This is a genomic window from Williamsia sp. (genome assembly GCF_016462415.1).
Lineage (GTDB): Bacteria > Actinomycetota > Actinomycetes > Mycobacteriales > Mycobacteriaceae > Williamsia_A.
Map to the genome: position 1 here is coordinate 1 of NZ_JAEMTF010000131.1, position 11,638 is coordinate 11,638.

The following is an 11,638-nucleotide window of genomic DNA, read 5'->3' on the forward strand; positions in this document are numbered from 1 at the left end:
AGCGTCCGCCTGAAAAGCGGAAGGTCGTCGGTTCGATCCCGACTCTGGCCACACAATGTTCCTTCGTGGCCCCTCCGCAGCCACAAACTAGTCTCGTGTCATGTCGACCGGCTGTTCACGTTCGCGACTCCTCCACCCCCTCACCTTCGAGCGCCTTCCCCACCCGTGATGCGCGACGCGGAAGTCGGTGTGGATATCCCGGAACATCTGTTGGGGCTGTTACGAGACTTCGAACTCGCCCTTGTCACGGCAGGTGAGGACTTCTGGGCCCGGCGGATCGGGGAGATCCGACCGGCCATCGCAGCAGGAGACCCCTACGCTGTGCAGCGTCTCTTCACCTCTTTCGGTGGGAGTGGCAGTTTGAGTGATCTGCAGCTCGACGGCGATGCACACCGGATGAGTTCGGAGATCTACCTCATTGCCGGCGAGACCTGGCGTCAGATCCGCCACGCCAACTGACACCGATCGCCGTGTGAGCGCGCTCCGCGGAGCGCAACGGAGAGGGGGAAGGGCTCCGGCTCATGTCCCGAGAGGGCGGCCATCAACGGTCTTGGCATCAGCTCAGGTGGGTCAGACCTGGATGAGTCTGACGCGCGGGAGGATGTAGTTGAGCTGGGGGATGAGACCTGTTTGCGACGGTGTGGGGCCGTAGACGACCAGAATCACCGGACCGGCCCCCGTGGGCAGGACACCGACACGGTCGGGGTAGCTCCGCGGGTCGGTGGAGGGCACCGACTGCGGCAAGCCCGTGACACCGCTTGCGCCGGTGCGGAGATTGACCCACGCCGCGGTCAGTTGTGACCGCTCGATGATCCCGCGCTGGATGACGGCGATCGTCTTACGGGTGTGGTCGATACGCGCATCGACCTGCAGGCCCGGGTTGCCTGCCGTCGGATTGGCGAGATTGATTTCTTCGGCGGAGGCGGCGACCGGTGTCGCAGTGGCGGCCGCGGCCGCGATCGGGGCGGGCACGCCCGCGGCGGCCAGACTCGCGACGGGGTCGACACCGGGAGCAGCCTGTGCGACACCGACTCCGAGAACGGACGTGCCGATGGCGACGGCCGCGGTGGCCAGCATCAGTGACAAGCGCTTCATTTCGATTCTCCTCAGCAGGGCAACTAGGGGCGATGGCGTCTACCGGTCCTGGTACGCACTAGTTCCGTCGGTTAGCAACGGTAATCCGTTACATCTCTGACCGAGTCCTCGCGAATTTCGTGGTGGACGGTCCTCGGCGCGAAAGCCGAGACCACAGGGTGGAGCGTCCGGCGTCAGTCGATCAGATTCGCTGATGCCCAGCGCATATGCGATTCGATCGCGGTCGATGCCTTGTTTGCGTCGCCCGTTTCGATGGCGTCGACGATGGCGCTGTGCTTGCCGACGTCCATGTTTCCCACCGCTCGGTCGAGTCCGGCGAACATGATCGACATCCGGATCGACCCTTCGAGCGACAACCACGAGTGCACGAGCGTCTCGTTGCCGGTCAAACGGCTGAGGTGGCGGTGGAAATCGAGGTCCGCCTCGATCCGCGCCTCCAGGTCGTCACCGGCTGCGTCCATCACCTCCAGAGCCCGACGGAGGGTGCCGACCAGCTCGGCCCGGTCGGGGTTCTCCGCGAGCTCGCGGACCGCAAGCGCTTCGAGAGCCGCGCGGACGGCGAAGATGTCGCGGATCTCCTTGGAGTCGAGGTGGCGGACGGAAAGCCGTCCCCGTGCGCCGGCGGAGACCAATCCCTCCTGTTGGAGCTGGCGCAGCGCCTCGCGCAGGGTTCCGCGGCTGATCTGCAGCAGTTCCGACAACTCCGTCTCGACCAGTGGGCTGCTCGGCGGCAGATCGCCACTGGTGATCGCAGCCCGAAGAGCCGTGACGGCCTGTTCGCGCAGGTTCGTCTTCGCGAGTCCCAGTAGCGCGGTCGATTGCGGTGCGATGACGACCTCCTGAGACTGCGACGGTGTGACTGTCGACAAACAATTGTCGACTGTCAGCTTACGGTCTCGAAGGCCGGTCAACGACTCCAGTGCTATCGCGTCAGCCGAGTTCGGCGCGGACAGTGGCGCAGATGCGATCGGTGCTGAGCCCGTACCGCTCGTGCAGGGTCGGCAGGGCGCCCGCGTCGAGGAACTGATCGGGTAGTCCGATCGGGACGACACGCTTGCCCAGGCCGACCCGAGTGGCCGCTGCAGCAACAGATTCGAACAGCCCGCCGATCACAGTGTGGTTCTCGAGCGTGACGACGAGGCGGTCGGTGTTCATCTCGGCCAGCACGGTCTGTGAGTCGAAAGGTTTGATCGTCGGCGAGTGCAGGACCGCTACGTCGATGTTGTCGGCTGCGAGACGCTCGGCAGCCTGCAGCGCTCGCATCGTCATCAGTCCGCTGCTGATGAAGAGCACATCGGCGCCGCCGCGCAGGGTCTTGGCTTTGCCGAGTTCGAAGGTGTAGTCGTACTCGTCGAGAACGGTCGCGACCTTGCCGCGCAACACACGCAGGTAGGTCGGTCCCTCCGAGGCGGCGAGTTGCGGCACCGCTTGACTGATGTCGACCGAGTCGCAAGGGTCGACGATGGTGAGGTTCGGCATGCCCCGGAAGATCGCGATGTCCTCGGTCGCCTGGTGGCTCGGTCCGTAACCGGTGGTCAGCCCGGGCAACCCGCCGACGATGTTGACGTTGAGTTCTGGCTCGGCGATGTCGAGGCAGAGGAAGTCGTACGCGCGCCGCGCTGCGAAAACCGAATAGGTGGACGCGAAGGGGACCAGGCCGGTTTCGGCCATCCCGGCGGCCGCACCGAAGAGAAGCTGCTCGGCCATGCCCATCTGGAAGAAGCGGTCGGGGTACTCCGCGGCGAAGATGTGCATGTCGGTGTATTTCGCGAGATCGGCACTGAGGCCGACGATCTTGTCGTTCTGCGCAGCCGCCTCGACCAGCGCGTGACCGAACGGGGCCGTGGCGGTCTTCTGGCCGGGGTCGACGAACGAGGCGATCATCGCCGAGGTCTTGAGCTTGGGAGCTGTGGTGGTGGTCATGTCAGAAATCCTTCGAGGGGTGGCCGGCGGTGAGTTGGTCGCGACAGATCTGCCACTCGTGTTCTTCGATGCGCATGAAGTGCGCCTTCTCTCGATTCTCCAGCAGTGGAACACCTTTGCCCACCTTGGTGTCACACAGGATCACCGAGGGTCGGTCGCCGGACAGGTCCGCGGCTCGGTCGAACGCGGCCAACAGGGCGGCGACGTCGTTGCCGTCGATCCGCTCGACGTACCAACCGCACGCCGCCCACTTCTCGTGCACCGGTTCGGTGGAAAGAATGGTGGAGGTGGCGCCGTCGGCCTGCAACGCATTGATGTCCACGACTGCGGTGAGGTTGCCCAGACGATGGTGGTGGGCACCCATGGCCGCCTCCCACGTCGAGCCCTCGTCGAGTTCCCCGTCGGACAGGAAGTTGATGACCTTGCTCGCCGATTTCTGATGCCGAAGACCCAGGGCAATTCCCACCGCGACGGTCAGGCCGTGTCCCAACGACCCGCCCGAGATCTCCATGCCCGGTGTGTAACTCGCCATCCCCGACATCGGCAACCGGGAGTCATCGGAGCCGTAGGTGGCCAGTTCGGTGTGGTCGATGATGCAGGCCTCCGCAAGCGCGGCGTAGAGGCCGATGGCGTAATGGCCGGTGGAGAGCAGGAAGCGATCCCGTTCTTTCCAATCGGGCTCGGAGGGCCGGAAGCGAAGTCGGTCGGCGTAGACGGTGGCGAAGATGTCGGCTGCGCCGAGGGCCTGGCCGACGTAACCCTGACCCTGTTCTTCGCCCATGTCGAGCGAGTTGTGTCGGCTGCGGTAGGCGAACCCCTCGACCGCAGCGACCCGGGCGGAGAACGTCGTCGCGGGTGAATTCTCGTAAGTTGTCATGGTGCTCATCGGTGTTCCTGACTCAGTGGATGACGGGTCGGGGCGCGGCGGTGGTGCCCGACGTAGTGGGGGTGGCGAACGTGGCATCGTCCATGTGCGCCGGACGGGAGTCGAGTTCGTCGGCCGCGTCCAGCTCGGCCAGTGCACGATCGGCGAGTCGGCGCTCGGTCGGTCCCCACGTCTCTGTTGTCGAGATCGCGGCAAGCAGTCCGATGAGGGCGTATGTGGTGAACAGCAGCGCCGGACCCCACCAGCCCATCCAGAGGAACAGCAGGGTGGTGATGAACGGCGTGAAGCCGGAGACCATCGCCGAGATCTGGTACGCCAGTGAGGCTCCGGAGGCCCGGCGTGCCGCGTCGAACAGCTCGGGGAACCAGGCGCCCTGAGTGCCGGCAAGGGCGTTCTGGCAGAGGGCGTACGAGATGACGAACGTGGCGATCACGAGGAAGAAGAAGCCTGTGTTGACGAGAAGGAACATCGGGATGCCGAACAGGACGGCGAAGGCGCACACGGCGAGGTAGAGCGTGCGGCGTCCGATGTGGTCGGTGAGTGCGCCCCAGGCCATGGTGGCCACGATGCCGATTCCCGACGCGATGCACAGGGCCGTCAGTGTCTCCGATTTGCTCGCGAGGTTCTCGGTGTGGAGGTACGAGATCATGTACGTGATCGACACGGCGTAGCCCGCGGTCTCTGCGATTCGAAGACCGATTCCGCGCAGGATGTTGCGCCAGTCGTGCTTGATCGCCTCGGTGACAGGTGATTTCACGATGTCCCCGTCATTCTTGACGTCTTCGAAGACCGGTGACTCGGGAACTTTGGATCGAATGATGAGGCCGACGATGACGAGCACGATGCTGGCGAGGAACGGCACACGCCAGGCCCAGTCGCCGGGCAGGTGCACACTGACCAGGAACACCAGATTGGCCAGCAGTAGGCCCACGGGGAAGCCGGCCTGAACGATGCCGGTGAACTGCCCCTTCTTCTTCCATGGGGCGTGTTCGTAGCTGATCATGATCGCCCCACCCCACTCGGCGCCGAAGGCTATGCCCTGAATGATCCGGACGGTGACGAGGAGGATCGGCGCGATGACACCGATCTGCGCGTAGGTCGGGAGCAATCCGATGACGAAGGTCGCCAGTCCCATGGTGATCAGCGACGCGACCAACACGGGTTTCCGGCCGACGCGGTCGCCGAGGTGGCCGCCGATGATGCCGCCGATCGGACGGGCGGCGAAGCCGACCCCGAGGGTGGCGAACGCCAACAGCGTGCCGGCCACCGAGCTGCTGCCCGGGAAGAACGCGGTCCCGAAGTACAGCGCGGCAGCGGTGCCGAACCCGATGAAGTCGTAGGTCTCGATCACCGCCCCCACCGATGAACCGATGGCGACGCGTTTCGCGTCTTTCGTCCCGCGGACGGGACCTCGCATCTTGAGAGCGTCAACGCTCATGGCAACTCCTCCGGCAACTCACTATGGATCGAGGCTCTGTTGACTGTCAACAGTGATGCCTACTGTGACCTACGACTCATAGGTTCGTCAACAGGTAACAGATAACTGTTGACTGTTGACAGTGACCCAGCCCACTCGTAGCCTGAGGCGAACCACAGGAATTCCCACAGGAGAAGCAATGAACTCAACGATGCGCACCGCGGTCATCACCGGAGCCACCTCGAAGAAGGGGATCGGCCGCGCCACTGCCGAGCGCTATGCCGAAGACGGCTGGGGCGTGATCGTGCTCGATCTCGACGGCGAGACATCGGCAAAGGTGGCTGCCGAGATCGGCGGTACCTACAACGTGCCCGCGTTTGGTCACGCCGTCGACGTCTCCGACGAGGTATCCGTGCTGGCTGCCTACAAGGCCTCTCGCCACGAGGTGGAAACCGGAGCGCTGCCGCCGATCGGTGCGGTGGCCAACATCGCCGGAATCACCTCGCCCGTACCGTTTCTCGAGACCAGTCTCGAGTTGTGGAACAAGGTGTTCGCCGTCAACTCGACCGGAACCTACCTCGTCACAAAGGCGTTTCTGCCGGACATGATCGCCCAGGGCTGGGGGCGGATCGTCACCATGTCGTCGGTCTCCGCCCAACGCGGCGGCGGCGTCTTCGGCAAGGTGCCGTATTCGTCGGCGAAGGCAGCGGTGCTGGGATTCACGAAAGCCCTGGCTCGCGAACTCGAGGACACAGGCGTCACCATCAACGCCGTCACCCCCGGTGCCGTCGACACCAACATTCGTGTCGGCAGCACCGACGAGCAGGAGGAGGCGATTGCTGCAGGTATCCCTCTCGGTCGTACCGCCACGACTCGCGAGATCGCGTCGGTCATCGCGTTCCTGTCGACGGACGACGCGGCGTATCTCACCGGCACCACCATCGACATCAACGGTGGCAGCCACATGCACTGAACAGCCATTCGTGCCACCGCTACGGTGAGGCGCTCCGATCGGAGCACGACCGCGGTGAAGGGTGCGGTCCCATCACTTCGGCTGACCGTTCTGAGTCAGCCTCCCGAGCCGGTAGCGCAGTTTCGGTTCGCGATCCCGGTCCGACGCCATGCCGGCCGTCCGCTCGATGTGGTCCTCGCCGAATTTCGCGAGGAGGAGATCGTCGACCAATCGGACGTGCGTGGGCGCGAATTTGTAGTCCATCGCGGCGATGACGGCGTCGACGTCGGACGCTGCGAGGAACTCGTCGAGATCATCGCGCACCGTGACGCCGTTCGCGGCCAACAGCGTGATCAGCCATTCGTAGGCGTTCGCGCGTCCAGGATTGACGTCGGGCAGGGCGTCGGTCAGCACCTCCTGCAGCGTGCCGATCTCGATCTCCTCCGTGGCGCGGGCATGCGCGAGATCGCTCTTGTGGAGTGCGTCGACCTCGGCGAACTGCGCGTCGGCCAGCTCGATCAGACCTGCGGCGAGGGTGAAGGCGCGGTCGATCGGCGCCGACGGTGATGTGCGCGAACCCTTGTAGCGAATGCCGTGTTCGATCTCGGCCCACGCGTGCTGCAGCACCGTGCAGATCTGTACCTCGAAATGGAACTCGTCGTCGGCGCGCAGGATCAAGTGCGTACCGGCATAGCCGAACGTGCCGGCGCTCTGCGTGACGGAGGTCTTGTCGACCCGCTGACGCACCTCGAACGCCGACATCAACGCCTCCTCGACGCGAGCGATGTCCGACGTCAGGTAGGTGATCACCCGGACGCCCACCAGGTCGGTCACCTCGTGCAACGGGTCGGTGAATATCGGAGCCCCGAACTCATCGAGTCGGGCGAACTTCCCGGCCGCGGAATCAGGCTCCTTGGTGCGTGACTGGACTGCGTGAACCGCGATGTAGGACTCGGTGAGTCGCGTCGTCACAGACCGCTCCATCGCGCCGGTGAGTTTCTGGAACCGTCTGAAATCTCGTAGGTAGCGATCGATCGCCGAGGTCATGGTCGCTCCCTTCCGCGCGGGACCCGGTGAAGGTCTGGAGAACACTTTAGAACGAGGGGGCCGCACCAGCTGCACGACACCGCCGACTCGACGCCGCGCTCCGCGGAGCGCGGCCCTGAAGTCACTGAGCAGAGCTGCCTGCTCTGACTCTGCACCGCGGCGGTCACCGGGCACCCCGCTTGCAGCGTCACCGCCCACGGTGTGATGTCCACGCCGGCCGGTTGGCTCTGATCGAAGGTGGTGGGGGAGAACCACGTTCGATCTCGAAAAGCCAACGTGCACAGGACGTATTCGAATCGGGCTATGTGACGCCGAAGAACGCTCTATGGTGCGTAGAGGGACGGTCGCTCAGAGGCGGAGCAGTTTCGAACACCGGGTCGATGAGGGGCGCCTGGAGGCTCGCATCGATCAGATGGTGGGTGCTGTCTCTACACATCTCGCGAGGGATCCAGCAAAAGGCTCAACGGTCCCTTGCTTACGGACAAAGGAGTCCGACATGGCAGATAACAGAGCAGTCAGCTACGCGGGAGCCGGCAAGGTCGAGGTTCACGACATCGCCTATCCCAAACTCGAACTCGCTGACGGGCCGGGCGTCAACCCGGCCAACGTGGGTCGAAAGTGCGAGCACGGCGTGATCCTCAAGGTCGTCTCGACGAACATCTGTGGCAGCGACCAGCACATGGTCCGGGGCCGCACCACGGCACCGGAAGGATTGGTTCTCGGCCACGAGATCACCGGTGAGATCGTGGAAGTCGGACGCGACGTCGAGTTCTTGAAGGTCGGTGACCTCTGCTCGGTCCCTTTCAACATCGCCTGCGGTCGCTGCCGCAACTGCAAAGAACGCAAGACCGGTATCTGCCTGAACGTGAACCCGGACCGCCCGGGGTCGGCGTTCGGTTACGTCGACATGGGCGGCTGGGTCGGTGGCCAGGCGGAATACGTCATGGCACCCTATGCCGATTTCAATCTTCTGAAGTTCCCCGACCGTGATCAGGCCATGGCGAAGATCCTTGACCTGACGATGTTGTCGGACATCTTCCCGACCGGTTTCCACGGAGCGATCACAGCAGGCGTCAAGCCCGGCTCGACGGTCTACATCGCCGGTGCGGGTCCGGTGGGTCTCGCCGCGGCGGTGGGAGCGCAACTGTTGGGCGCCGCCGTGGTGATCGTCGGTGACATGAACGAGGACCGACTCGCCCAGGCGCGGTCCTTCGGGTGTGAGACGGTCGACGTCAGCACGGGGTCACCGCAGGATCAGATCGAGCAGATTCTCGGGATACCGGAAGTCGACGCGGCTGTCGATGCCGTGGGCTTCGAGGCGAAGGGGCACGGAGCCCAGTCGGGCCACGAGGCGCCGGCGACGGTCTTGAACTCTCTGATGGATGTCACGACCGCTGGTGGCGGGATCGGCATTCCGGGGCTCTACGTGACCGGCGATCCCGGTGGTGTCGACGACGCCGCGCAGCGTGGAGCGCTCTCACTCAGTCTCGGTACGGGATGGGCCAAGTCGCTGTCGTTCGCCACGGGACAGTGTCCGGTGATGTCGTATCACCGCGAGTTGATGAATGCGATCCTCGCCGACCGTGTCTCGATCGCCAAGGCGGTCAACGCCACGGTCATCACCCTCGACGACGCACCCCGGGGCTATCGCGAGTTCGACAGCGGTGTGGCCCGGAAGTTCGTCATCGACCCTCACGGCATGCTCGCTGCGTGAGACTCACCCTCGCCGAGCTGGACACCCGCGCTCAGTCCTTCCGGTAGCTGCGCAGGGCGAGAGGCGTCGCGATCAGTGCGAGCACTGCGCACCAGATCAGCGAGCCGACGACGGAGAAGCCGAGCGTGTGATCCATGGTGTCGGTCACCGACGGTCCGAGGAGCAGACCGCGCCAGGAGTCGGTGAAGAACGTCAGCGGTTGCCATTTCGCGAAGGCCTGCACGACGCCCGGCATCGAATCGATGGGGACGAACGCGCTGGACAGGAACGAGAACGGAACGCTGATCAGGCCGAGCCCGTTGGCCGCCTGCGCTGAGCCACTGGCCAACCCGACCCAGACGAAGATCAGACCCGTTGTGATCGACACGAGGGCCAGTAGGGCGATCGCGAGGATCCATTGGGCTGGGCCCGCGCTGCTCCGGAATCCGACCGCGAACCCGAGTCCGAGAGTGATGACGGCGACGCCGAACACGAGGGCGGCGTCGGCCAGGGCGCGGCCTGCGAGGACAGCTGCGTCGGGTAGCGGGAGAGATCTCAGGCGGTCGTAGAGTCCGGCGGCGGCCTCCTCGGCGACGGCGACGGCACCTCCGCCCGCGTTGAACAGCACGGTGACCACCACGAAGCCGGGGATGAAGTAGTCGACGTAGGAACCGCCACTGGTGCTGATGGCGCCGCCGAGGACATAGCGGAACATCAGCAGGAACAGCACGCTCTGCGCGATGGCGATGCCCAGGATCTGTGGACTGCGCAGGATCTTCAGGCTCGTCCGCAGCGCGACCGCGCCGACGGTGGTGATCACTCCGGCGGTCCCGACGGGCTGGTTGGCTGACGTCGGAGGGGCGGTGTGGGTGGCGATCGCACTCATGCGGCTTCCTTCGGTGTGGTTGCGCCGGTGGGGTTGTCGGCGGGATCGGGGGAGTCCTCGGTCGGGTGCCCGGTCAGGGCCAGGAACACGTCGTCGAGGCTGGGGCGGCGTAAGGCCACGTCGGCGATGTCGATGCCGGCGGCGGTCACTGCGCCCGCGCGGGCGAGCATCTCGGGGGCGCCGTCGCGCACCGGTGCGGTGATTCGTCGCTCGGCGTGGTCGATCGTGGGTTGGCCGCCGATCAGCTCGGCGGCTCTCGCCAGATCATCGGAGTGTCGGAGGCGGACGTCGAGGAGATCCTGGCCGGCTTGGGTCTTGAGTTCTTCGGCGGTGCCGTTCGCTACGATCCGGCCGCGGTCGATGATCGCGATGGAGTCGGCGAGACGATCCGCCTCGTCCAGGTATTGCGTGGTCAACATGATGTCGGTGCCCTGGGACACCAACTCCTCCAACGCCGTCCACAGCTCGGCGCGGCTTCTCGGGTCGAGTCCGGTCGTCGGCTCATCGAGTAACAGGAGCCTCGGCGCGCCGACGAGGCTGGCACCGAGATCCAGACGCCGGCGCATCCCGCCGGAGTAGGTGCGTACCGTTCGCGAACCGGCGTCGGTGAGACCCAGTTGTTCGAGGACACGGTCGGTGGCGTCGCGCGCGCCTCGCCGGTCGTGCCCGAACAGGCGCGCGATCATCCTGAGGTTCTCCCGCCCGGTGAGTGCGGGATCGACCGCGGCGAACTGGCCCGCCAGACCGATCGCCCGACGGACCGACTGGCCGTCGCCCCGAACGTCGTGGCCCGCGACACGAAGCGTGCCCGAGTCCAGTCGGGTCAGTGTTGCGATGGTTCTGACCAGGGTGGTCTTACCTGCGCCGTTCGGGCCCAACAGCGCGAACACCTGCCCCGACGGGACCTCGAGATCCACCTCGTCCAAAGCGCGTACGGCGCCGTAGGTCTTGATCAGGCCCTCGGCCTGCAACATTGCGTCCATGGGAGCAACGGTGCGCGCCGAGTCCCCTTTTGTCAACCAAATAGGTGACTAAGTGTGATGTACGGTTGATTGATGCCGAGTCGACGCCGACAGCCCGAACGCTCCACGCGAGTTCGTGATGCCGAGCGCAGCCGCGCCGCGCTGCTCGATGCGGCGCAGGCGGAGTTCGCCGAAAAGGGGTTTTCCGGCGGGCGCGTGGACGCGATTGCCGCCCGGGCCGGGGTGAACAAACAACTCATCGCGTACTACTTCGGGGGCAAGCAGGGGCTGTACGACGCCGTCACCGAGCGCAGGCAGACGTTGGTGGCCGAGTTCGACACCCCGGAGACGCCTCTGCCTGAACTCGCGCTGCAGTATTTCGCCGCGTTCGGCGACAATCCGGACCTCGAACGAATCTTTCTGCGGGAGAACCTCGATCAGGACCCCGGGGATGTCGAATACGAGCCCGATTCCGACGAGGTGGTCGATCTGCGCCGCAGGCAGCAGGCCGGGGAGATCGGTGACGAGTTGGATCCGGCCTTCGTGTTGCTCTTCCTGGAAGCGATGACGGTGTCGGGCAGTCTCTTTCCAGCAGAGGCGAAACGACTCACGGGCCTGGACCCGCGATCGGCGGAGTTCCGCCGTCAGGCGGCCGACCAGTTGAGTGCGATCGTGCGTCGACTGGCCTGACCGACCCGCGCGGTGCACAGAGGGCTAGCTGCCGGCGTCGTGCTCAGCCGTGGAGTCGAAGACCCAGCGTAGTGCTGTGTCGGTGAT

The 11,638-nt window shown here is 65.2% G+C and carries 12 protein-coding genes; 4 read left to right on the forward strand and 8 right to left on the reverse strand.

Annotation, left to right across the window (positions count from 1 at the left end):
• The first annotated feature begins 168 nt into the window (after positions 1–168).
• Positions 169–459, forward strand: coding sequence for a hypothetical protein (locus JHC79_RS20965; protein ID WP_296394486.1), 291 nt, complete (start codon positions 169–171; stop codon positions 457–459).
• Between the two features lie 111 nt (positions 460–570).
• Here JHC79_RS20965 and JHC79_RS20970 read toward each other — a convergent pair whose 3' ends face one another.
• The 5 genes from JHC79_RS20970 to JHC79_RS20990 all read right to left on the reverse strand — a co-directional run bounded on the left by JHC79_RS20970 (position 571) and on the right by JHC79_RS20990 (position 5,342).
• Positions 571–1,095 (reverse strand): hypothetical protein, encoded by a 525-nt coding sequence (locus JHC79_RS20970; RefSeq protein WP_296394488.1) that lies wholly within the window; start codon positions 1,093–1,095, stop codon positions 571–573.
• 173 nt (positions 1,096–1,268) lie between these two features.
• Positions 1,269–1,925, reverse strand: a complete 657-nt coding sequence (locus JHC79_RS20975; RefSeq protein ID WP_296394505.1) for a GntR family transcriptional regulator — start codon at positions 1,923–1,925, stop codon at positions 1,269–1,271.
• Between the two features lie 100 nt (positions 1,926–2,025).
• Complete coding sequence (locus tag JHC79_RS20980; RefSeq protein ID WP_296394490.1) at positions 2,026–3,018, reverse strand: transketolase C-terminal domain-containing protein; 993 nt, start codon at positions 3,016–3,018, stop codon at positions 2,026–2,028.
• Position 3,019: 1 nt separating this feature from the next.
• Entirely contained in the window at positions 3,020–3,895 is an 876-nt protein-coding gene (locus tag JHC79_RS20985) for a transketolase (protein ID WP_296394509.1), read from the reverse strand.
• Positions 3,896–3,917: 22 nt separating this feature from the next.
• Entirely contained in the window at positions 3,918–5,342 is a 1,425-nt protein-coding gene (locus JHC79_RS20990; RefSeq protein ID WP_296394492.1) for an MFS transporter, read from the reverse strand.
• Between the two features lie 178 nt (positions 5,343–5,520).
• On the opposite strand from JHC79_RS20990, the gene JHC79_RS20995 reads away from it, so the two are divergent.
• Positions 5,521–6,294, forward strand: coding sequence for an SDR family NAD(P)-dependent oxidoreductase (locus JHC79_RS20995; protein WP_296394494.1), 774 nt, complete (start codon positions 5,521–5,523; stop codon positions 6,292–6,294).
• 72 nt (positions 6,295–6,366) lie between these two features.
• Here JHC79_RS20995 and JHC79_RS21000 read toward each other — a convergent pair whose 3' ends face one another.
• Complete coding sequence (locus tag JHC79_RS21000; protein WP_296394496.1) at positions 6,367–7,320, reverse strand: GTP pyrophosphokinase family protein; 954 nt, start codon at positions 7,318–7,320, stop codon at positions 6,367–6,369.
• 496 nt (positions 7,321–7,816) lie between these two features.
• Here JHC79_RS21000 and fdhA point away from each other — a divergent pair, with 496 nt between their 5' ends.
• Positions 7,817–9,034, forward strand: coding sequence for a formaldehyde dehydrogenase, glutathione-independent (fdhA, locus tag JHC79_RS21005; protein ID WP_296394498.1), 1,218 nt, complete (start codon positions 7,817–7,819; stop codon positions 9,032–9,034).
• Between the two features lie 31 nt (positions 9,035–9,065).
• On the opposite strand, the gene JHC79_RS21010 is transcribed toward fdhA, so the two are convergent.
• Complete coding sequence (locus JHC79_RS21010; RefSeq protein WP_296394500.1) at positions 9,066–9,899, reverse strand: ABC transporter permease; 834 nt, start codon at positions 9,897–9,899, stop codon at positions 9,066–9,068.
• Complete coding sequence (locus JHC79_RS21015; protein WP_296394502.1) at positions 9,896–10,882, reverse strand: ATP-binding cassette domain-containing protein; 987 nt, start codon at positions 10,880–10,882, stop codon at positions 9,896–9,898. Before JHC79_RS21015 ends, JHC79_RS21010 begins: the two co-directional genes overlap by 4 nt.
• A 72-nt stretch (positions 10,883–10,954) precedes the next feature.
• Here JHC79_RS21015 and JHC79_RS21020 point away from each other — a divergent pair, with 72 nt between their 5' ends.
• Positions 10,955–11,551 (forward strand): TetR family transcriptional regulator, encoded by a 597-nt coding sequence (locus JHC79_RS21020; protein WP_296394504.1) that lies wholly within the window; start codon positions 10,955–10,957, stop codon positions 11,549–11,551.
• Positions 11,552–11,638: the final 87 nt, after the last annotated feature.